This is a genomic window from Kribbella sp. NBC_00709 (assembly GCF_036226565.1).
Lineage (GTDB): Bacteria > Actinomycetota > Actinomycetes > Propionibacteriales > Kribbellaceae > Kribbella.
Genome location: NZ_CP108996.1, coordinates 3043741 through 3064549, shown reverse-complemented (window position 1 = coordinate 3064549; position 20809 = coordinate 3043741). Strand labels below are relative to the sequence as shown.

Sequence of the window (20809 nt, the reverse complement as noted above, 5' to 3'; positions counted from 1 at the left end):
CTTCTGCCTGCGTGGGGGACCACCGCCGCAAAAACAAGCACGCTTGATTCTTTTTCGGGGGCGTGGGACGCTCGGGGGCACGAACCTCTGGCGAGGGAGTGCGGCGTGCAACTGGATGAAGTGCTGGCTGATCTGTGGGCCGAGAGTGCCGAGCTGGATCGGTTGGTGGGTGGGCTGGCCGCCGGCGAGTGGTCGACGCCGACGCCGGCCGAGGGCTGGACGATCGCGCACCAGATCGCGCACCTGGCCTGGACGGACGAGGCGACGCAGTTGGCCGCGACCGATCCCGAGGGGTTCAAGGCATCGCTGCAGACGGCCGCCGCCAGCCCCACGACGTACGTCGACGACGGGGCAGCCGAGATCGCCGCGCTGCCGCCGGAGCAGCTCCTGCCGTACTGGCGGGAGACTCGCGCGGAGGTCGCCGAGGCGCTGAAGAAGGTGCCGGCCGGCGAGAAGGTGCTCTGGTACGGCCCGCCGATGAGCCCGACCTCGATGGCGACCGCGCGGCTGATGGAGACCTGGGCGCACGGGCAGGACGTCTTCGACGCGCTCGGCGTACGACGCGTGCCGAGCAACCGCCTGCGTCATGTCGCGCACCTCGCGGTCCGGACGCGGGACTTCGCGTACCTGCTCAACGACCGCACTCCACCGGCCGAGCAGTTCCGCGTCGAACTGACCGGCCCGGACGGTGACGCCTGGTCCTGGGGTCCGGAGGATGCCGCTCAGCGGGTCAGCGCGCCGGCCGTCGACTTCTGCCTGCTGGCTACCCAGAGGCGCCACCGCGACGACCTCGCAGTAGAGGCCGAGGGCGCCGATGCCGAGGAATGGCTCGGGATCATCCAGGCCTTCGCCGGGCTCCCCGGAAAGGGTCGCCGGCCAGGACAGTTCGGATGACCGAGCCGATCCGGATCGGGAACGCGTCCGGGTTCTACGGAGACCGGTTCAGTGCCGTGCAGGAGATGCTCACCGGCGGGCCGCTGGATGTGCTGACCGGGGACTACCTGGCTGAGTTGACGATGCTGATCCTCGGGCGCGACCGGATGAAGGACCCGGGCCTCGGGTATGCGCGGACCTTCCTGAAGCAGCTGGAGACCGGGCTCGGGGAAGCGCTTGATCGTGGCGTGAAGATCGTCAGCAACGCGGGCGGTCTCAACCCGTCGGGGCTCGCGCGGGCCATCACGGAGCTCGCCGGCAAGCTCGGTCTGCATCCCAAGATCGCCTTCGTCGAGGGCGATGATCTGCTGCCCAGGACCGACGAGCTGGGACTGGGGCAACCGCTGACGGCCAACGCCTACCTGGGTGCTTGGGGGATCGCGGAGGCGTTGCAAGCGGGAGCGGACGTGGTGGTGACCGGCCGCGTCACCGACGCGTCCGTGATCGTCGGACCGGCCGCGGCGCACCACGGCTGGAAGCGGACGCAGTACGACGAACTCGCCGGCGCCGTGGTCGCGGGGCATGTGATCGAGTGCGGCTGCCAGGCGACCGGTGGGAACTACGCGTTCTTCACCGAGATCCGCGACCTCGACCGCCCGGGGTTCCCGATCGCGGAGGTCCACGCCGACGGCAGCAGCGTGATCACCAAGCACGACAACACCGGCGGCGCGGTCACCATCGACACGGTCAAGGCGCAGCTGCTGTACGAGATCACCGGCGCCCGGTACGCCGGTCCAGACGTCACGACCCGCCTCGACACAATCGAGCTCTCCGCCGACGGCCCGGACCGCGTCCGCATCTCCGGCGTCCACGGTGAGCCGCCGCCACCGACGTACAAGGTCTCGCTGAACAGCGTCGGCGGATTCCGCAACGAGGTCGACTTCGTGCTCACCGGGCTGCAGCTGGAGCAGAAGGCCGAGCTGGTGCAGGCGCAGCTCGAGCAGGCGCTGCCGAAGCGTCCGGCCGAGCTGAAGTGGTCGCTGGCCTGGACCGAGAAGCCGAACGCCGAGTCCGAGGAGGAGGCGAGCGTCTTCCTCCGGTGCGCGGTGAAGGACCCGGATCCGAAGGTCGTCGGCCGCGCGTTCAGCAGCGCGGCGGTCGAGCTGGCGCTCGCGAGCTACCCGGGCTTCCACGTCACCGCGCCGCCCGGCGACGGTTCGCCGTACGGCGTGTTCCGGGCCGGGTACGTCGACATCCACGAGGTGGAGCACGTCGTCGTACTGCCGGACGGCACCCGGACGGTGATCGAGCCGGCCGCGGAGACCCAGCCGCTGGCGCCCGTGGACGACATCGAGGCGCCGATGCCGTTGCTGCAGCTGTCGAGCGGACCGCCGCGGACCCGCGAGGTCCCACTGGGCCGGGTCGTCGGCGCGCGATCGGGTGACAAGGGCGGTGATGCGAATGTCGGCGTGTGGGCGCGGGACGAGAAGGCGTGGCGCTGGCTCGCGCACACGCTCACGGTCGACCTGTTCCAGGAGCTGCTGCCCGAGACACAGCCGCTGGTCGTCAACCGCTATCTCCTCCCCAACCTGTGGGCGGTGAACTTCGTCGTCGAGGGGCTGCTGGGCGAAGGTGTCGCGGCGCAGGCGCGGTTCGATCCGCAGGCGAAGGCGGTCGGCGAGTGGCTGCGCTCCCGGTACGTCGACGTACCGGAGGTCCTGCTGTGAACGACTTCCGCGCGTCCGTCCGCCGCTTCATGGACGCCGAGGTCCTGCCCCAGCTCGACCAGTGGGAGCGCGACGGCGAACTGCCGCGGGACCTGCACAAGAAGGCCGGCGCACTGGGATTGCTGGGCGTTGGTTTCCCGGAGGCGGTCGGTGGCGGCGGCGGGTCGTTGCTGGACGCCATCGATGTCGTCGAGGAGATGCACTACGCGGGTGGCTCGGGCGGACTCGTCGCCTCGTTGCTGACCGGTGGAATCGCCCTGCCGCATATCGTTGCTGCGGGCAACCAGGAGCAGATCGAGCGGTGGGTGCGGCCAACGCTGGACGGGCAGCTGATCGGCGCGCTGGCGATCACCGAGCCTGGTGGTGGGTCGGATGTCGCGTCGATCCGTACGACGGCGCGGCGTGAGGGTGACGTGTTCGTGGTGAACGGTGCGAAGACCTTCATCACCTCGGGCTGTCGTGCTGATTTCGTGACGACAGCGGTCCGCACCGACGGTCCTGGTGCGCACGGGATCAGCCTGCTGGTGATCGAGCACGGGTTCGAGGTGTCGCGGAAGCTGGAGAAGATGGGGTGGCTGTGCTCGGACACCGCCGAGCTGTCGTTCACGGATGTTCGCGTGCCCACCGCGAATCTGGTGGGGTCCCAGGGATCCGGCTTCGTCCAGCTGGCTGTGAATTTCGTGGCCGAGCGACTGACCTTGGCTGTGCAGGCGTACGCCGGTGCGCAGCGGGCGCTGGACTTGACCGTTGCGTGGTGTCGTCAGCGCGAGACGTTCGGCAGGCCGTTGATTTCCCGGCAGACGGTGCAGCACACGTTGACCGAGATGGCGCGACGGATCTCGGTGGCGCGGGTCTATGTGCGTGAGGTGGCGCGGCGTGCTGATGCCGGCGAGGACGTGATCGCCGAGACCTGCTTCGCGAAGAACACCGCGGTCGAGGCGGGGCAGTGGGTCTGCGACCAGGCGCTCCAGCTGCACGGCGGCCTCGGGTACATGCGAGAGGCCGAGGTGGAGCGCCAGTACCGCGACCAGAAGATTCTCGCCATCGGCGGCGGCACCACCGAGATCCTGACCGGCCTGGCCGCGAAACGACTGGGGTTCACTGCATGAGTAATCGCGAGGTGATGCTGGAGAAGCTCGCCGCTCTCGACGACGAGCACGCCAAGGCGCTGGCCGGCGGCGGGCCGAAGTACGTCGACCGTCACCACAAGCGTGGCAAGCTGCTGGCCCGGGAGCGGATCGAGTTGCTGCTCGACCCGGACTCGTACTTCCTGGAGCTGTCGCCGCTGGCCGGCTGGGGTTCGGACTTCACCGTCGGCGCGAGCCTGGTGACCGGGATCGGGGTGGTCGAGGGTGTCGAGTGCCTGATCACTGCGAACGATCCGACCGTCAAGGGCGGCGCGAGCAATCCGTGGACGTTGAAGAAGGCCCTGCGGTCGGACGAGATCGCGCGGGCCAACAGGCTGCCGGTGATCAGCCTGGTCGAGTCCGGCGGTGCGGATCTGCCCACGCAGAAGGAGATTTTCATCCCCGGCGGCGCGATGTTCCGCAACCTGACCCGGTTGTCGGCCGAGGGGATCCCGACGATCGCGCTGGTGTTCGGCAACTCGACCGCGGGCGGCGCCTACATCCCCGGCATGAGCGACTACGTGGTGATGGTTGACGGCGGGGCGAAGGTGTTCCTGGCCGGTCCGCCGTTGGTGAAGATGGCGACCGGTGAGGACGCGGACGACGAGTCGCTCGGCGGCGCGTCCATGCATGCTCGCCGATCCGGCCTGGCCGACTACTTCGCGGTGGACGAGCAGGACGCGATCCGGCTCGGGCGGCAGATCGTGTCCCGGTTGAACTGGCGCAAGCAGGGTCCGGCGCCCAAGCCGTCGTACGACGAACCTCTGCTCGACTCCGATGACCTGCTGGACATCGTGCCGGGTGACCTGAAGATCCCGTTCGATCCGCGGGACGTGATCGCCCGGGTCGTGGACGGATCGGTGTTCGACGAGTTCAAGCCGCTGTACGGATCGTCGCTGGCGACCGGCTGGGCGACGGTGCACGGGTACCCGGTCGGCATCCTGGCGAACGCGCGCGGCGTCCTGTTCAGCGAGGAGTCGCAGAAGGCGGCGCAGTTCATCCAGCTGGCCAACCGCGCGAACACGCCGCTGATCTTCCTGCACAACACCACCGGCTACATGGTCGGGCAGGAGTACGAGCAGGGCGGGATCATCAAGCACGGCGCGCAGATGATCAACGCGGTCTCCAACTCGAAGGTGCCGCACCTCTCGATCCTGATGGGCGCGTCGTACGGCGCCGGCCACTACGGGATGTGTGGACGGGCGTTCGATCCACGGTTCCTGTTCGCGTGGCCGTCGGCGAAGTCGGCGGTGATGGGACCGCAGCAGCTCGCCGGCGTCCTCTCGATCGTCGCGCGCGCGGCCGCGGAGGCGAAGGGCCAGCCGTACGACGAGAAGGCCGACGCCCAGATGCGTGCGTACGTCGAAGGCCAGATCGAGGCGGAATCACTGCCGATGTTCCTCTCCGGCCGGTTGTACGACGACGGCGTGATCGACCCCCGCGACACCCGAACGGTCCTCGGCATCTGCCTGTCCGCGATCCACTCCGCCCCGGTCGAAGGCACCTCGTCCTTCGGCGTCTTCAGGATGTGATGCCGATGACCACGTCTGATCGGGAGCCGCGCGTGATCACCTCCGTGCTCGTCGCCAACCGGGGCGAGATCGCGCGCCGGATCTTCCGCACCGCCCGCACCCTCGGCATCTCGAGGGTGGCGGTCTACTCCACCGCCGACGCGGGATCGCCGCACCTCGCCGAGTCGGACGCGGCTGTGCACCTGCCCGGCAACACACCGGGCGAGACCTACCTGCGCAGCGACCTGATCGTTGAAGCGGCGGTGCGCGCCGGCGCTGACGCCGTACATCCGGGCTATGGGTTCCTGTCCGAGAACGCCGGGTTCGCGCAGGCGGTGATCGACGCGGGGCTCACCTGGATCGGTCCGCCTGTGGACGCGATCTCGTCGATGGGGTCGAAGATCGAGGCGAAGAAGCTGATGTCGGCCGCCGGGGTGCCGGTGCTGGCGGAGCTGACGCCGGCCGAAGTGTCCGCGGACGATCTGCCGGTGCTGGTGAAGGCGTCGGCCGGTGGTGGCGGGCGCGGGATGCGGGTGGTGTCGCGACTCGAGGACCTGGCGGGCGAGATCGACGCGGCGTCGGCGGAGGCGTTGTCGGCGTTCGGGGACGGGACGGTGTTCTGCGAGCGGTACCTCGCGAGCGGGCGGCACATCGAAGTACAGATCATGGCTGACGAGCACGGGACGATCTGGGCGGTCGGTGAGCGTGAGTGCTCGATCCAGCGCCGCCATCAGAAGGTCGTCGAGGAGGCGCCGTCACCGCTGGTCGAGCGGATCCCGTCGATGCGCGCTGCGCTCTTCGAGGCTGCGCGGAAGGCGGCCGCGGCGATCGGGTACGTCGGTGCCGGCACGGTCGAGTTCCTCGCGGACGAGAACGGGAACTTCTACTTCCTCGAGATGAACACCCGCTTGCAGGTCGAGCACCCGGTCACGGAGGAGACGACGGGACTGGATCTCGTGGAGCTGCAGTTCGCGGTCGCGTCCGGCGCACGGCTCCCGGCGGAGCCGCCTCCGACGGTGGGTCACGCAATCGAGGTCCGGCTGTACGCCGAGGATCCGCTGAACGACTGGCAGCCGCAGACCGGTGTGTTGAGGCGGTTCGAGATCCCGCCGTCGTTGCGCACGGATTCCGGGGTCGAGGACGGGTCCGAGGTTTCGCCGTACTACGACGCGATGCTGGCCAAGGTGATCTCCGTCGGCTCGGATCGGACCACCGTGGCCCGGCGGCTGGCGGCGGAGTTGGAGCGGGCGACGGTTCACGGGGTGGGGACGAACCGGGATCTGTTGGTGTGGATCCTGCGGCATCCGGCGTTTCTTGCGGGTGAGACCGACACGGCGTTCTTCGAGAAGCACGGCGTCGGGGAGCCGGTGGACGACGCGGTGGTGCGGGTGTCGGCGCTGGCGGCCGCGTTGGTGGATGCAGCCGCGCGGCAGACGCGAGCCCCGGTCCGGGTGGCGAGCGGCTGGCGGAATCTGCCCTCCCAACCGCAGCGCAAGAGCTACCGCGCCGGCGCAGTTGTCCATGAGGTGGAGTACCAACTGACGCGCGCCGGGCTGGTTGCTGATGGCAACGTACGGATCATCGAGTCCGGTCCGGAGCGGGTGATGCTGGAGGTTGACGGCGTACGGCGGGTGTTCGACGTAGCGGCGTACGACGGACTGGTTTGTGTGGACTCGTCGCTGGGAAGCGTGAGCCTCACACCGGTGGAGCGGTTCACGGATCCGGCCCAGCAAGTGGCAGCCGGGTCGTTGGTGGCGCCAATGCCGGGGACGGTGATCCGGGTCGGCGTGCAGGTCGGTGACACAGTGAAACAAGGACAACCCCTGCTCTGGCTGGAGGCGATGAAGATGGAGCACACCATCGCCGCCCCGGTCGACGGGGTCGTCGGTGAACTCAAGGTGGAAGCGGGACAACAGATCGAGGTCGGCGCCGTACTGGCCGTGGTTGGGGAGGAAGCATGAGCTTCGTCGAGTCCGAAGAACGCCAGGAACTGCGCAAGGTCGTCGGGGAGCTGGGGAAGAAGTACGGCTACGAGTGGTTCAACCAGCAGGCACGATCCGGCGGGCACACGACCGAGCTGTGGCTGGAGGCCGGCAAGCTCGGGTATCTCGGCGTCAACCTCCCGGAGCAGTACGGCGGTGGAGGCGGCGGCATGGCCGACCTGTCGATCGTGCTCGAGGAGCTCGGCGCGGCCGGCTGCGGGCTGCTGATGATGGTCGTGTCGCCGTCGATCTGCGGCACCGTGATCTCCCGCTTCGGCACCGACGACCAGAAGCAGCAGTGGCTGCCCGGCCTGGCCGACGGTACGACGATCATGGCGTTCGCGATCACCGAGCCCGACGCCGGATCGAACTCGCACCAGATCACCACGACCGCCCGCCGGACCGACGACGGCTGGTCGCTGACCGGGCGCAAGGTGTTCATCTCCGGACTCGACGTGGCGAAGGCGGTCCTGGTCGTCGGCCGGACCGAAGACGCTCGCACCGGCAAGCTGAAGCCGGCACTGTTCATCGTGCCGATCGACGCGCCGGGCGTGGAGTTCCAGCAGATCGAGATGGACCTGATCAGCCCGGACAAGCAGTTCACGCTGTTCCTGGACGCCGTACAGCTCCCGCGCGAGGCGCTCGTCGGTTCCGAGGACGCCGCGCTGATGCAGCTGTTCGCGGGCCTCAACCCGGAGCGGATCATGGCATCGGCGTTCGCGATCGGGATCGCGCGGCACGCGCTCGACAAGGCCACGGCGTACGTCAAGGAACGCCAGGTCTGGAAGGCCCCGATCGGCGCTCACCAGGGTCTCGCGCATCCGCTCGCGCAGATCAAGATCGAGCTCGAGCTGGCCCGCCTGATGATGCAGAAGGCCGCGGCGCTGTACGACGCGGGCGACGACATGGGCGCCGGCGAGGCCGCGAACATGGCGAAGTACGCCGCCGGTGAGGTCGCCGTACGGGCCACCGACCAGGCCGTCCAGTCGCTCGGCGGCAACGGCATGACCAAGGAGTACGGCGTCGCGTCGCTCGTCGCGGCCGCCCGCGCGACCCGGATCGCACCGGTCAGCCGGGAGATGATCCTGAATTTCGTAGCACAGCACAGCCTCGGACTGCCCAAGTCGTACTAAGGAGTGGGGCCATGATCATCACCAGCGAGTTCCCGCCCGTCGAGGTGCTCGACGTACCGATCCACGACGCCGTTCTCGGCAGAGCCCAGGAGTACGGCGACCGGCCGGCGATGGTCGACGGCATCACCGGCAAGGAGCTCAGCTACGCCCAGCTGGACCACATGACCCGTCGCGTCGCGGCCGGGCTGGCCGAGCTCGGGATCCGGCACGGTGACGTGATCGCGCTCTACAGCCCGAACACGATTCTGTACCCGGTGGTGTTCTACGGCGCCACCCGCGCCGGCGCGACCGTCACCACGGTGAACGCGCTCTACACCGCGGACGAGCTGCACAAGCAGTTGATCGACTCGAAAGCGAAGTTGCTGGTGACGATTTCGCTGTTCCTGCCGGTCGCGACCGCGGCCATCGAGGGTACGGACGTCTCGGAGATCTTCGTCTGCGACCAGGCCGAGGGGTACCGCTCGGTCCTGGAGCTGCTCGCCTCGACGGCCCCTGAGCCTGAGGTGACGATCGATCCGGCCGAGGACGTGGCGGTGCTGCCGTACTCCAGCGGCACCACCGGCGCGGCCAAGGGCGTGATGCTCACCCACCGGAACATCGGGACGAACATCTCGCAGGCCGAGGTGATGATCACGCTCGAGGAGGAGGAGCGGATCATCGCGATCCTGCCGTTCTTCCACATCTACGGGCTGTCCGTGCTGATGAACCTGCCGCTGCGGCTCGGCGCGACCGTCGTCGTCCTGCCGAAGTTCGAGCTGCAGCAGTTCCTGACCACGCTGGATCAGCAGCGGATCACCCGGGCGTTCGTCGCGCCGCCGGTCGTGCTGGCGCTGGCCAAGCACCCGGCCGTGGACGGCGTCGACCTGTCCGCCTTGAAACACGTGACGTCCGCGGCGGCGCCGTTGGACGGTGAGCTGGCCGAGGCGTGCGCCAAGCGGCTCGGGTTGCACGCCGTACTGCAGGCCTACGGGATGACCGAGTTGTCGCCGGGGACGCACGCCGTACCGCAGGACGACCCGGAGCCGCCGCCGGGTGCGGTCGGCAAGCTGTTCCCGTCGACCGAGATGCGGCTGGTCGGTGCCGATGGCAACGATACGGGCGAGGGCGAGATCTGGATCCGCGGGCCGCAGGTGATGAAGGGGTACCTCGGACGCCCGGCCGAGACCGACGCGACCATCGACCCGGACGGCTGGCTGCACACCGGCGACATCGGCCGGGTGGACGCGCGTGGCTACCTGTACGTCGTGGATCGGGTGAAGGAACTGATCAAGTACCACGGGTACCAGGTGCCGCCGGCCGAGCTCGAGGCGGTGCTGCTCACCGACGACCGGATCGCGGACGCGGCCGTGATCGGGGTCAATGCCGACGGCAACGAAGTACCGAAGGCGTTCGTGGTGCCGATGCCTGGTGCCGAGCTGACGGAGGCTGACGTGATGGAGTACGTCGGCGCGCGGGTGGCGCCGTACAAGAAGATCCGGCAGGTGGAGTTCATCGACGCGGTGCCGAAGGCGGCGTCGGGGAAGATCCTGCGGCGTGAGCTCCGGGCCCGCGAGGCCGCGCGTGAGTGAGGTGCTCAAGGCGCCGCAGCAGGACCGTTCGCGGGCGACGCGGCAGCGGTTGCTGGCGGCGGCTGTCGACTCGCTCGCCGAGGTCGGGTACGCCGCGACGACGGTGAGCGTCGTGGCGACCCGGGCCGGGGTGTCGCGCGGGGCCGCGCAGCATCACTTCCCGACCCGGGCCGATCTGTTCGCGGCGGCGGTCGAGTACATGACCGAGGTGCGGTTGGCGGAGATTCGGGCGCAGGCGGCCGCGTTGCCGAGCGGGGCCGGGCGGACCGAGGCGATCGTCGGGATGCTGGCCGACGTGTACACCGGGCCGTTGTTCCGGGCCGCCTTGCATCTCTGGGTGGCGGCGTCGACCGAGGACGCGCTGCGGCGGCAGATCGTCCGGCTGGAGTCGCATGTCGGGCGGCAGGCACACCGGGCGTTGCTGGAGGTGCTGGAGGTCAGCGAGCGGACGCCGGGCGTGCGGGAGACCGTGCAGGGGGTGCTGGACATGGCGCGCGGTCTGGGGCTGGCTGACCTGCTGACCGATGACAGCGCGCGGCGACGCGGGATCGTACGGCAGTGGAGCCGGATCCTGGATCAGGCCCTGCGCGAGCCCGGTGTGTGACCGAAGGCGCGCCGGAACGTGTCGATGAACGCACTGGCCGACGCCCAACCGGTCTGGTGCGCCACTCTGGTGACTGACTCCCCTTCGGCGAGCAGTCTGAGGGCCTCGTGCAGCCGCAACTGAGTCCGCCACTGCGGGAAGGTCATCCCGAGGTCCGCTTTGCACAGTCGACTCAGAGTCCGCTCACTCGCACCTACTAGCCGCCCGAGGTCGGTCAGTGTCCTCGCATCGGCGGGGTCATCGCGCAGCATGTCGCAGACGGCAACCAGCCGTGCATCGCGCGGCGTCGGCAAATAGGTCGGCCGCTGGGGTGACCGCCGGAGCTGATCGAGCAAGACGGCATGCAACCGCCGACGCTCGGCAGACTCATCCTCATCAGAGGTGTAGGTGAGGATCAGTTCGCGGAGCAGTGGGCTGACCACCAGGGCCGATGGAGCCTTCAAGCCGAGCGGGTTCTGCTCCAGTCCCACCGTGTGGAGGGTGGTTTCGCCGTAGGCGCGGTGTTGGTGGATGGTGCCGGCTGGGACCCAGATGGCTCTCGTGGCGGGGACTACCCAACTGCCGGCGTCGGTGGTGACCGACAGGACGCCGCGACCGGCGTACACGATCTGGTGGCGGTCGTGCCAGTGCGCCTCGATGCCGCCGCCGGCCTCGATCGGGCGGTGGCCGGTGGTTGCGGGACGTTGGCGGATTTCCGGCATAGGTTGGCATTTTATCGGAAGCCGGACAGCCCACCCGCGGACGACGATCGAGTGGTGAGAAGACTTCGACCGATCGGACTGATGGCGACCGGCCACGCCTGCGTGGACATCTACCAGGGCAGCGTGCCCGCACTGGTGCCGTTCCTGGTCGCCGAGCGCGGCCTCGGGTACGTCGCCGTGTCCGGCATCACCTTGGCCGCGACCCTGCTCTCGTCGGTCGTCCAGCCGGTGTTCGGCGTACTCACCGACCGGCGTCCGCTGACCTGGCTGATCCCGGTCGCGATGACCACGGCCGGGCTCGGCATCGCCTTGATCGGGGTCGGTCACACCTACTTGCTGACCTGGCTCGCGGCCGCATTGTCCGGGCTCGGCGTAGCGGCGTACCACCCGGAGGCGGCCCGGATGGCCCGCGTCGTGAGCGGCGGCAGCCATGTCGGGATGAGCTGGTTCTCGGTCGGCGGGAACGTAGGGTTTGCGCTCGCACCGGTCCTGGTCACGCCGGTCATCGCCGCCGGCGGGCTGTCGCTGACGCCAGTGCTCGTCGTACCCGCGCTCTTCGGCGCCGCCATCACCTCCTGGGCGATCCGCTCGCGCGTCACCGACGCGGTCACTCGCGGACGGGTCGAAGGGGCCGACGACTGGCCGTCGTTCCTCCGGTTGTCGGCGATCATGATCTGCCGGTCGATCGTGTTCGTCGGTCTCGGCACCTTCATCGCGCTGTACGCCGGCCAGCGCGTCGGCGGCGGTACGACGACCGGCGGCATCGCACTGTTCATCCTGTTCGCGGCCGGCGCGCTCGGCACCTTGATCGGCGGCCGGCTCGCCACCCGGCACGGGCGGGTCCGCACGCTGCGCGCGTCGTACGCCGTCGCCGTACCTGCGATCGCCTGCCTGGTGTTCGTCCCCGGCCCGGCGTTCTTCGGATTCCTCGGCGTGACCGCGATCGCGATGTCGATCCCGTTCTCCCTGCACGTGACGCTCGGGCAGGACTTCCTCCCGGGACGCGTCGGTACCGCGGGCGGGATGACCCTCGGTCTTGCCGTCAGCATCGGCGGGGTCGCCACCCCGGTCCTCGGCACGATCGCTGAGCACACGTCACTGCAACTCGCCTTGAGCACGCTGATCGCACTGGTTGTGTGCTGCAGCCTGATCGGGTACGCGATCGCCGAGCCGGTCACCGACGGGCGGCGCGCTCCGCGATCCGGCGGTCGACCTTCGCCGCGAGTTCGTCCGGAGCGCATTCGGCCAGGTGATCGCGAACGAGCAGGTGGATGAACGCGTACTGACCGCGCCCGGTGCGGGCGAGCACGTAGCGGTCGGCGGCGTACCGGAGGAAGGCGCTGCGGTGCCACGGTACGTACCCGGTCCAGCGGAGCAGTGAGTCGTGGAGCAGTCGCGACAGCGGTCCGGCGAGGACAGGTGGCCGACGGCGCCAGGGCTTCGCGGCGACAGTGCCGACCAGGATGCCGGCGACCGCCTCCAGTTGTGGCGATGCCAGGTCCGCTCCGAGGACCAGGGCGACGAGGAATGCGGCGACGGCCCCACCGCCGACCCACGGGTCCATCCGCCATCCCTTGTCGGGTGTGGCGGACAGGTGATCACTGGGCAGCGACTTCACCATCCGAATGGCCTGGGCAATGAGTAGCCCGACCGCCAGTCCACAGGCGAAGGCAGTGCCGTCGCCGAGGCTCAGCGTGATCCAACTGGCCGCCACCACCACGGCCAGCCGCAGGGCGAGCAGCAGCCGACGCGAGTTGTCGTGGAAGATGACGAACTCGACGGCGTACGAGCCGGCGATCACGACAGCTTCCACAGTGAGCGCAACCTTGGCTGTCAGTAGTTCGACCAGACCCAGCGCGGCTACGGTCACCAGGACGGTGACCGCTGTGCTCGACAGCAACACCAGGGCGAACAGCAGCCCGCGGTCCGGTGCGCTTCCGGTCAGCCGCTGCCATGGGTGCGGTCTCAGATGGACGAGCAGGAGAGTGGCTCCGGCAACAGCCAATCCGGCGAGTGCGCCGTACTGCGCGATCATGACCAGCGTGGCGCCCGCAGTGAGTGCGGCAAACAGCGCCGGTAGGCAGACCGCGTGCGTCAGGTAGTCCACGTCCGGCAGCGACAATCCGAACCAGCCGTTCGGTGTCATCCACCGCGGTACGGCGGTACGGTCGCCCGCACGGCTGCGCGTCCACCACGCCAGGCACCACAGCCGTCGTACTGCGGTCTTGGAGTCGTACTGCCTTGCAGTCTTGCGATTCCGGGCCAGGACCTCGCAGATGTAGGTGTCGAACAGCTCACGCCGCTGGTCGGCGACCCCACCGGCGAGCACGTCCTCCGGAGCCCGGCCCTGGTACGCCAGGATCATGACGTTGAGCATCAGCGGTGAGTTGACCAGATCCCAGAGCTCGTCGTCCTGCTCGATCGCTGTCCGAGCACCGTCCAACGCTGTGCCGACCGCGGCGAAGTAGTCGAGCACCTGTTGTCTGGTGAGCGGTCTGATGTGCACAGCGCCGTACAGCTTGAGCTGGTGGGGGAGGCGTTCGTAGTCGTGCGTGCGGCAGGTCACTGCGACCTGGCCGACCAGATAGTTGCGGCGCAGCTCCTCCAGGACCGGTGCAAGTTTGGCGCGGTCCGGTTCGTCGATCTCGTCGAGACCGTCGAGCAGGAGGGCCAGACGGCCGTCGCGCAACCAGGTACGTCCAACCGGTGCTGGGATCCCGTAGCGGTCGCTGAGCTCGTACAGCAACCAGCGGACGAAGGCAGCGAGCAGTGCGCTGTCGGCCGGGTCGTCATCGCTCTGGCGGGTCGACGGTGCGGTCCAGCCGGCCAGATCGACCAGGACCGGGATCGGCAGGTTCTCGTCGGCGTGTGCTTGCTCGGAGAGGTTCCGGGCGAGCTCCAGGAGCAGCGTGGTCTTGCCGGCGCCCGGTGCGCCGAGAATCAGCATGGAGTCCTGGAGTTCGTCGAAGACGTTCGCGATGTCCGCCTCGTTCGGCACCCGCCTCGGCGCGTGGTCGAGCGGCTGGACCAGCAGATCGTACGGACGGACCACCGCGTCCGGGTGCTCGTCCAGAGCCAGTGCGATACGGGTCCGCGACGCGAGTGAGCCGGCCCGGCGCTCGGACAGGTAGCGGTCGATACGGGCGAGCGCGTTCGGGCGGTTGCGCGGCTGGTCTGCGCTGCGGCTGGAGACGACCGGAAGCCGGCGGCTGCGGACCTCGATCATCGCGGTGACGATCGCGGCCGCCCACAGGACTCCGGTCAGCGGCCAGGCCCAGCCGACGTACGGCTCGAGGAAGGCCGGCGCGGTCCCGCCGGTGCCCACGTTGATCGCGATCGGCAGCAGGACCAGCGTGAGCGAGACGGTCACCACGAGCACGACGGCTCGCACCAGACCGTCCCGCATCCTCACCCCCCGGAGCGTAACGGTCCGTGAGCCCACCGTCCCTGCTGCGCGCGTCGCCGTCCAGCAGGCGATCAGCGCGTGGGGGAATTGTTGTCAGATCACATACATTAATCACTGATATGACTACTGAGCGGATCGACCGGACGAGTGTGGGGCTTCGGTCCGAGCGGGGACCGATCCTGCTGGCGGTGATGCTGAGCGTCGGGCTGGTCGCGATCGACGCGACGATCCTGGCCACCGCCGTACCGTCCGTCGTCGACGACCTCGGCGGGTTCACGCAGTTCCCCTGGCTGTTCTCGATCTACCTGCTCGCGCAGGCCGTGTCGGTGCCGATCTACGGCAAGCTCGCCGACCAGCGCGGGCGGAAGCCGATGATGCTGCTCGGCGTCGGGCTGTTCATCCTCGGGTCGGTGCTCTGCGGGTTCGCCTGGAGCATGCCGGCGCTGATCGCGTTCCGGCTGATCCAGGGGCTCGGCGCGGGGGCGATCCAGCCGATCGGGATGACGATCGTCGGCGACATCTACACGGTCGCGGAGCGGGCCAAGGTGCAGGGCTACATCGCCAGCGTCTGGGGCATCTCGTCGTTCGTCGGACCGACGCTGGGCGGCGTGTTCTCGGACTACATCTCCTGGCGGTGGATCTTCTTCGTGAACATCCCGCTCGGGATGGCGGCCGCCTGGGTGCTGGTACGCCGGTTCCAGGAGAAGGTCGCGACCAAGACCAGCCACCAGATCGACTACGCCGGCGGGATCCTGCTCGCGGTCGGCGGTTCGCTGCTGCTGCTCGGGCTGCTCGAGGGCGGCGTGATGTGGGACTGGGATTCGACGTCGAGCATCGTGATCCTGGCCGCAGCCGTCGTCCTGCTGACCACGTTCGTCCTCGTCGAGCGCCGGGCCGCCGAGCCGATCCTGCCGTTGTGGGTGCTCGGGCAACGAGTACTCAACTCGGCGAACTCGGCCGCGTTGCTGATCGGGTTGCTGATGATCGGACTGTCGACGTACGTGCCGCTGTATGCGCAGAGCGTCCTCGGTACGTCGGCACTTGTCGCCGGATTCGCGCTGGCAGCCATGACATTGGGCTGGCCGATCGCTGCTTCGTTTGCCGGACGGATCTATCTGCGCGTCGGCTTCCGCACCACGATGCTGATGGGCGCGATCATCGTCGTACTCGGCTCCGGACTGCTGCTGACGGTCGGGTCCGGCAGTTCTGTGCTGCACCTGGCCGCGGCGTGCTTCGTGATCGGCGTCGGCCTCGGCTTCTCCGCATCGCCTTCGGTTGTGGCGGCACAGTCGTCGGTGGACTGGCAGACGCGTGGCGTGGTGACCGGCGCCAACATGTTCTCCCGCTCGGTCGGCAGCGCGGTCGGTGTCGCGGTATTCGGTGCCGTGGCCAACGGTGTGGTGGCTGCCCGTCTCGGCGGCGACCACGAGGACCTGGAGAAGCTGCCGAGCGACGTCCTAGCCCCTGCGATCCACGACGTGTACTACGGCGCCGCGATCGCCGCCGTACTCCTGGTAGCCGCCGTCACCTTCATGCCGAACCGCGTCGCCGAACGCCCCCTGGCCAACCGCTGATCCCCTTGTGCGGCTGCTAGACGCAGCACATACTCCGAACTGGGGGGCGGGGGCATGAGCGGATCGGAAATTGTCAGCGTCATCACGTATGCCGGGATGGCGGCATCGGTCGTGATGGTCATCAGCGTCTTGCGGTTGCACGGGCACGCGTGGCAACGGGCGGGACGACGCAAGTGGCTCTGGGCTTTGTTGCCCGTGGTCACCTACTTCATGTTGCTGAGCATCCCGGTCGCGCTGTGGTATTACGTCGCGATCCGGCCGTCGGTCGCACGAGCCGACGCGGACTGTATCGCGAGGCGCAGAAGCCGCCGCGCCGGACGCCTCCAAGCATCGCCACCAACCGCGCAACAACCGGAAGCGCCGATCTCGGACGAATGGTTCACTTCGCCGAAGAAGCAGGCGTGCACATGTGACGGCGGCAGAGTGATGTGCTGGAACTGCAGCGGACATCCGGCTATGCAGGACGCCAACGAGAACTGGCACTACTGCTCGTCCTGCAGTGGGGGATACACGACCTGTCTGACATGCGGAGGCACCGGCTATCGGTAGTTGCCGTCGGTCTAGGTTGGTTGTATGCGTGCGGTCGACTGTGTGGGTGCTCTGATCCGGGACGAGCGGCATCGCGTCTATCTGCAGCGGCGTACGGCTGCGCGTCGGTTGTTTCCTGAGACCTGGGACATCGTCGGCGGGCATCTGGAGCCGGGTGAGACGCCGGAGGAGGCGTTGGCGCGGGAGGTCGAGGAGGAGACCGGCTGGAAGGTCCGCGACATCGTCTGGCCCGTCGCCGACTGGGAGTGGGAGTGGCAGGGCCGGGTACGGCGGGAGCTCGACTACCTGATCACCGTCGACGGGGACCTCAGCCGGCCCCGGCTCGAAGCCGGCAAGCACGACGCATCAGCGTGGGCCGGACCGGACGACCTGGACCTGTTGATGGTGAACCGGACCGACGGCGACCGCCGGCTTCGGGACCTGGTGGCGCACGCGGTCCGGACCAGGTTCACCGACCGCCTCCGACTCGAGCCGATCACCGGACCCAACGGTGTCCTGCCCGGACATGCGGCGGACCTGGCGGAACTGTTCGCCGATCCGTGGGTGGCCCGCTGGTACGACGCCCACTGGTCACCGGAGCAGATCGCGCAGCAGGTCGCGAACATCCAGGTGGGTTGGGAGCGGGACTCGGTCAACAAGTGGATCGCGTACGAGAGGTCGGGTGCGCTGGCTGGTCGGGGCGGACTGTCCCGCATGCCCGCTGACTCGCCGGCCGTCGCAGCCATCACCGAGCTCGTCGGACCGGAATGGGCGGCCGACCGGCTCGAGCTCGGCTGGGCCTTGAAGGAGTCGGCGCGTGGACGCGGGCTCGCGAGCGAGATCGGCCGCGCCGGGCTGGACTTCGCCTTCAGCACGCTCGGCGCCCAGGCCGTCATCGCCTTCACCGAGCGCGTCAACACCGCGTCCCAAGCGGTGATGAAGCGGCTCGGGATGCGGTACGCCGGTGAGATCCGCGCGGAGGGCTGGGCGGAAGGCTCACCCGACGTACAGCCCGATGCGCCGTTCGCCGTCTATGTCGCCGATCCGTCGGTACGGCGGCACGAGGTGGACGAGGTCCTCGCCGCAGCGACCCAGTGGGCGGAGGGTCAGCCCGAGGTCCGCGGGTTGGCGATGGTCGGATCCTGGGCGCGGGATGCGGCTCGGATGACCTCGGATGTGGATCTGGTCCTGTTGACCGACGTACCGGAGAAGTATCTGGCGGACGACGAGTGGCTGACGGCGTTCGGGGCTGTTGCCGTCGTACGGCGGCAGCAGTGGGGCCCGTACTTGACAGAGGTCCGGATCGCGCGGGCGTCCGGTCTCGAGATCGAGCTCGGTGTCACGGCGACGGCCTGGGCCAACCTCGATCCGGTCGACGCTGGCACCCGGCGAGTGGTCAGCGACGGGATGCGCATCCTGCACGACCCGGACGGGACCTTCGCCGACCTCCAGCGCGCCTGCCGCGGACCCGAAGCGGACATCTAATCTAGCGGTCCAACGCGGTCACGAAGCGGGCGAGCAGGTCCGCGAACACCTTTCGTTCGTCGGCCGTCCAGTCTTCCATCGCCGCGGCGAACCGCTCCCGGCGGAAGCCGTGGACGACATCCAGTTGCCGCCGGCCGTCCGCCGTGAGCACAAGGTTGGTACGACGGCCGTCCGCCTGGTCGGCCTCCCGCCGTACCAGGCCGGCCGAGACCGCGCCGGCGACCAGCTTGCTCGCACGGGGCTGGCCGCAGACGATCGCGGCGGCGCTGGCGCCGTTCCTGAGCGGCGACCCGGCCGAGCTCGCCACGGTGACGAATCCGCTGGTCGAGCGCGAGTGGCTGACCGGCGACGAGCTGACGGCGGCCGGGTCGCATGCCCTGGCGGACCTCGAGACCAAGGTCCGGGCGCAGCGCCGGAAGGTCACTGCGGGCATCTCCGACGAGGAGTACCTGGCCACCGTCGGCATCCTCAGACAGATGGCGCGGAACCTCGCCGGCTAAGAGGCTTCGAGTGTGACCGCCCAGGCGCGGCGGTCACACTCGAAGCCGGCCACCTCAGGGGGAGGCTCCCGGTGAGGTGACGGGGGCCTCCGGTGTCCTACCGCCCAGGACACTGGTCCCTGCCTGGCCCGAGGTGTCGGCCAGGAGGTGGTTGGAACGGCTGGGCGGCGGCGATACAGGGAACTCAACCGCCAAGCCCAGCCGGGTACGGGAGGGCGGTGCGGTCCGGAGCTGAGGAGTGCTCCGGACCGCACCTCGGTTTCGTCCGGGAGCTGAGGAATGCCCCGGACCTTCCAATGCTGCCCCTGAGCGTGAGGAGACCCCAGGGCGCAGCGGACCGGGTCTGAGGAGGACCCGGACGCCTCAAGGTGGTGCGGCTTCTACGGATGTTTCAGTCAGTGGAGTCGAGCGGGCCGAGGAGGTCGTTGGTGACCTTGAGACCGGCAAAACGGCGCCGCATTGCGTGTTCGTAGCGGGCCGCCAGCGGCGCCTCCGCGACGTACTGTGCGATCACGTGCTCGCCGAACCAGACCCGAACTCTGCGCCGGTGCTGTCTCGACGTCACTTCCGCGATGCTCACTACTTCTCACCCCGTAACTCTCAGGCCTTGCAACCAGTTGGACTTACTGGTTGTCATGGCAGTAATGGTGCACGAGCCCACCGTGACCGCTCTAGGACCTGGACCGGACCTTTGCCGGACCTCTTCCGGTCCTCTGACGGACATCTGGGGGACAGCACCTTGTCGTGGGGCATGAGTCGAGACAACGTCTGTACTGACGTGAACGGGAGGAACGATGGCGGGTAGGTACGCGCCAAAGACGGTCCTGGCGCACATGATCCAGCGCCGGAACCAGACCTACTCCGAGATCGTCGCCGAGTTCGTCGAGCTGGGTGGAACCATCACCGAGCGGCACCTGCGTCGGCTCGCATCGGGCGAGCGCGCAGGGACCACTCCTCAGACCCGGCGCACCCTGCAACGCATGTTCGGCAAGCCGGTCGAGGAGCTCCTCGCACCGTTCGTGCCCGAGCAGGCCGCCCAGGTGGTGCCGGCACCTGCCGCGAGTGGACGGATCACGACAGGTAACGAGATGGAGGTTCTCGACATGGCTGCCAGCCGCGCGAGGGCATTTGCCCTCGCGGCCCAGTCCGGCCTCGGAAGCGAGGCTATGGAACAGGTGTACGCCGACGTGCGCCATGCCGCCCAGGCGTATCCACAGCGCCCACTGCCGGAGATCCTCGGCCAACTGGTCGAGACGCAGGACCTGGTGTTCGGTCTGCTGGAGAGCCGCCAGCGCCCGGAGAACCACCGCCAGCTGTACTTCCTGGCCGGCGTCACCGGCGGTCTGCTCGCCAAGGCCTCCCACGACCTCGGCAACCCACACGCAGCGCTGACCCAGGCGCGGACCGCGTTCATGTGCGCCGACAACGCCGACCACCACGGCCTGCGCGCCTGGGTGCGCGGCCTGCAGTCGCTGGTCTCCTACTGGGCCGGCAACCCGCACGACTCGGTGCGGTACGCGCAGCTCGGCGCCGGGTACGCCGAGCAGGCCAACAGCACCACCAGCGTCTGGCTACCGGTCAGCGAGGCCCGCGCCTGGGCCGCGCTCGGCAACCCCGAGGCCACCCGGGCCGCGCTCGAGCGGGCCGAAGAGGCGTGGAACTCGGTCCACAACGACGACCTGGACGACATGGGCGGCCTGTGCACGTTCGGCCGCAACCGCCAGCTGTACTACGCCGCCGACGCGCTCGCCCAGCTGCCCGGCGAGGTCGAGCAAGCCCAGCGGTACTCCAGCCAGGCAGTCGACGCGTACACCGACCAGAACCACCCGGAGTGGGCTTTCGGCGACGCTGCCGGCAGCCATGCCGCGATGGCGATCACGCGGATCGCGAGCGGTGAGCTGGACGGCGCGGCGGACGCGCTCGCTCCGGTGCTGACGCTGCCGGCCGAGCGCCGGATCAACGGCGTGGTGCACTCGGCCCGCCGGGTCCACCAGGCGCTGCGGCAGTCCGGGCGAGCGGACGACGCCCGGGAGCTGCAGGAGGAGATCGAGACCTTCACCCGGACGCCGATGCAGTCCTATCCCCGGTAG

18 protein-coding genes are annotated in these 20809 nt (G+C 69.0%); 14 read left to right on the top strand and 4 right to left on the bottom strand.

The genetic code is table 11. The features are described 5' to 3' along the window. Positions 1 to 105: 105 nt before the first annotated feature. The 8 genes from OHA18_RS15070 to OHA18_RS15035 are packed head-to-tail and all read left to right on the top strand — an operon-like array spanning position 106 to position 10525. Entirely contained in the window at positions 106 to 894 is a 789-nt protein-coding gene (locus OHA18_RS15070) for a TIGR03084 family metal-binding protein (RefSeq protein ID WP_329004699.1), read from the top strand. Further along, the gene (locus tag OHA18_RS15065) at positions 891 to 2600 is read left to right on the top strand and encodes an acyclic terpene utilization AtuA family protein (protein ID WP_329004698.1); all 1710 of its coding nucleotides are present in this window, start codon (positions 891 to 893) and stop codon (positions 2598 to 2600) included. The genes OHA18_RS15070 and OHA18_RS15065 overlap by 4 nt, the downstream gene beginning before the upstream one ends. Next, on the top strand, positions 2597 to 3709 hold the full coding sequence (locus OHA18_RS15060) for an acyl-CoA dehydrogenase family protein (RefSeq protein WP_329004697.1): 1113 nt from the start codon (positions 2597 to 2599) through the stop codon (positions 3707 to 3709). Before OHA18_RS15065 ends, OHA18_RS15060 begins: the two co-directional genes overlap by 4 nt. Next, entirely contained in the window at positions 3706 to 5259 is a 1554-nt protein-coding gene (locus OHA18_RS15055; protein ID WP_329004696.1) for an acyl-CoA carboxylase subunit beta, read from the top strand. Before OHA18_RS15060 ends, OHA18_RS15055 begins: the two co-directional genes overlap by 4 nt. A 5-nt stretch (positions 5260 to 5264) precedes the next feature. Beyond that, positions 5265 to 7199: an ATP-binding protein gene (locus OHA18_RS15050; RefSeq protein ID WP_329004695.1), complete on the top strand. Its 1935-nt coding sequence runs from the start codon at positions 5265 to 5267 to the stop codon at positions 7197 to 7199. Then, positions 7196 to 8353: an acyl-CoA dehydrogenase family protein gene (locus tag OHA18_RS15045; protein ID WP_329004694.1), complete on the top strand. Its 1158-nt coding sequence runs from the start codon at positions 7196 to 7198 to the stop codon at positions 8351 to 8353. The genes OHA18_RS15050 and OHA18_RS15045 overlap by 4 nt, the downstream gene beginning before the upstream one ends. A gap of 11 nt (positions 8354 to 8364) precedes the next feature. After that, positions 8365 to 9921, top strand: a complete 1557-nt coding sequence (locus OHA18_RS15040; RefSeq protein ID WP_329004693.1) for an AMP-binding protein — start codon at positions 8365 to 8367, stop codon at positions 9919 to 9921. Continuing rightward, positions 9914 to 10525, top strand: a complete 612-nt coding sequence (locus tag OHA18_RS15035) for a TetR/AcrR family transcriptional regulator (protein ID WP_329004692.1) — start codon at positions 9914 to 9916, stop codon at positions 10523 to 10525. Before OHA18_RS15040 ends, OHA18_RS15035 begins: the two co-directional genes overlap by 8 nt. On the opposite strand, the gene OHA18_RS15030 is transcribed toward OHA18_RS15035, so the two are convergent. Continuing rightward, positions 10498 to 11226, bottom strand: coding sequence for an AraC family transcriptional regulator (locus OHA18_RS15030; protein WP_329004691.1), 729 nt, complete (start codon positions 11224 to 11226; stop codon positions 10498 to 10500). The genes OHA18_RS15035 and OHA18_RS15030 overlap by 28 nt on opposite strands. 54 nt (positions 11227 to 11280) lie before the next feature. Here OHA18_RS15030 and OHA18_RS15025 point away from each other — a divergent pair, with 54 nt between their 5' ends. After that, a complete protein-coding gene (locus tag OHA18_RS15025; RefSeq protein ID WP_329004690.1) occupies positions 11281 to 12501 on the top strand; it encodes an MFS transporter in 1221 nt (406 codons plus the stop codon). Here OHA18_RS15025 and OHA18_RS15020 read toward each other — a convergent pair. Next, positions 12401 to 14632 carry an NACHT domain-containing protein gene (locus OHA18_RS15020; RefSeq protein WP_329006114.1) on the bottom strand — a complete coding sequence of 744 codons (2232 nt, stop codon included), beginning with the start codon at positions 14630 to 14632 and terminating at the stop codon, positions 12401 to 12403. The two genes, OHA18_RS15025 and OHA18_RS15020, sit on opposite strands and share 101 nt — an antisense overlap. A gap of 119 nt (positions 14633 to 14751) precedes the next feature. On the opposite strand from OHA18_RS15020, the gene OHA18_RS15015 reads away from it, so the two are divergent. From OHA18_RS15015 to OHA18_RS15005, 3 genes are read left to right on the top strand one after another with little or no spacing between them, the layout of a single operon-like run. Further along, a complete protein-coding gene (locus OHA18_RS15015) occupies positions 14752 to 16206 on the top strand; it encodes an MDR family MFS transporter (protein ID WP_329004689.1) in 1455 nt (484 codons plus the stop codon). 54 nt (positions 16207 to 16260) lie between these two features. Further along, a complete protein-coding gene (locus OHA18_RS15010) occupies positions 16261 to 16755 on the top strand; it encodes a hypothetical protein (RefSeq protein WP_329004688.1) in 495 nt (164 codons plus the stop codon). A gap of 24 nt (positions 16756 to 16779) precedes the next feature. Further along, positions 16780 to 18219 carry a GNAT family N-acetyltransferase gene (locus OHA18_RS15005; RefSeq protein WP_329004687.1) on the top strand — a complete coding sequence of 480 codons (1440 nt, stop codon included), beginning with the start codon at positions 16780 to 16782 and terminating at the stop codon, positions 18217 to 18219. Between the two features lies 1 nt (position 18220). Here the strand turns inward: OHA18_RS15005 and OHA18_RS15000 are convergent, their stop codons facing one another. Next, a complete protein-coding gene (locus tag OHA18_RS15000) occupies positions 18221 to 18526 on the bottom strand; it encodes a MarR family winged helix-turn-helix transcriptional regulator (RefSeq protein ID WP_329004686.1) in 306 nt (101 codons plus the stop codon). A gap of 1 nt (position 18527) precedes the next feature. Between OHA18_RS15000 and OHA18_RS14995 the strand changes: the two genes are divergently transcribed. Further along, positions 18528 to 18719: a hypothetical protein gene (locus OHA18_RS14995; protein ID WP_329004685.1), complete on the top strand. Its 192-nt coding sequence runs from the start codon at positions 18528 to 18530 to the stop codon at positions 18717 to 18719. A gap of 391 nt (positions 18720 to 19110) precedes the next feature. Here the strand turns inward: OHA18_RS14995 and OHA18_RS14990 are convergent, their stop codons facing one another. Beyond that, positions 19111 to 19299: a hypothetical protein gene (locus OHA18_RS14990; RefSeq protein WP_329004684.1), complete on the bottom strand. Its 189-nt coding sequence runs from the start codon at positions 19297 to 19299 to the stop codon at positions 19111 to 19113. A gap of 214 nt (positions 19300 to 19513) precedes the next feature. Here OHA18_RS14990 and OHA18_RS14985 point away from each other — a divergent pair, with 214 nt between their 5' ends. Further along, positions 19514 to 20809, top strand: coding sequence for an XRE family transcriptional regulator (locus OHA18_RS14985; RefSeq protein WP_329004683.1), 1296 nt, complete (start codon positions 19514 to 19516; stop codon positions 20807 to 20809).

Coding starts and splice junctions, on each gene's coding strand:
- OHA18_RS15065 (WP_329004698.1), top strand. CDS start 891: ATGACCGAGCCGATCCGGATCGGGAACGCGTCCGGGTTCTACGGAGAC.
- OHA18_RS15055 (WP_329004696.1), top strand. CDS start 3,706: ATGAGTAATCGCGAGGTGATGCTGGAGAAGCTCGCCGCTCTCGACGAC.
- OHA18_RS15050 (WP_329004695.1), top strand. CDS start 5,265: ATGACCACGTCTGATCGGGAGCCGCGCGTGATCACCTCCGTGCTCGTC.
- OHA18_RS15045 (WP_329004694.1), top strand. CDS start 7,196: ATGAGCTTCGTCGAGTCCGAAGAACGCCAGGAACTGCGCAAGGTCGTC.
- OHA18_RS15040 (WP_329004693.1), top strand. CDS start 8,365: ATGATCATCACCAGCGAGTTCCCGCCCGTCGAGGTGCTCGACGTACCG.
- OHA18_RS15030 (WP_329004691.1), bottom strand. CDS start 11,226: ATGCCGGAAATCCGCCAACGTCCCGCAACCACCGGCCACCGCCCGATC.
- OHA18_RS15020 (WP_329006114.1), bottom strand. CDS start 14,632: ATGCGGGACGGTCTGGTGCGAGCCGTCGTGCTCGTGGTGACCGTCTCG.
- OHA18_RS15015 (WP_329004689.1), top strand. CDS start 14,752: ATGACTACTGAGCGGATCGACCGGACGAGTGTGGGGCTTCGGTCCGAG.
- OHA18_RS15010 (WP_329004688.1), top strand. CDS start 16,261: ATGAGCGGATCGGAAATTGTCAGCGTCATCACGTATGCCGGGATGGCG.
- OHA18_RS15005 (WP_329004687.1), top strand. CDS start 16,780: ATGCGTGCGGTCGACTGTGTGGGTGCTCTGATCCGGGACGAGCGGCAT.
- OHA18_RS14985 (WP_329004683.1), top strand. CDS start 19,514: ATGGCGGGTAGGTACGCGCCAAAGACGGTCCTGGCGCACATGATCCAG.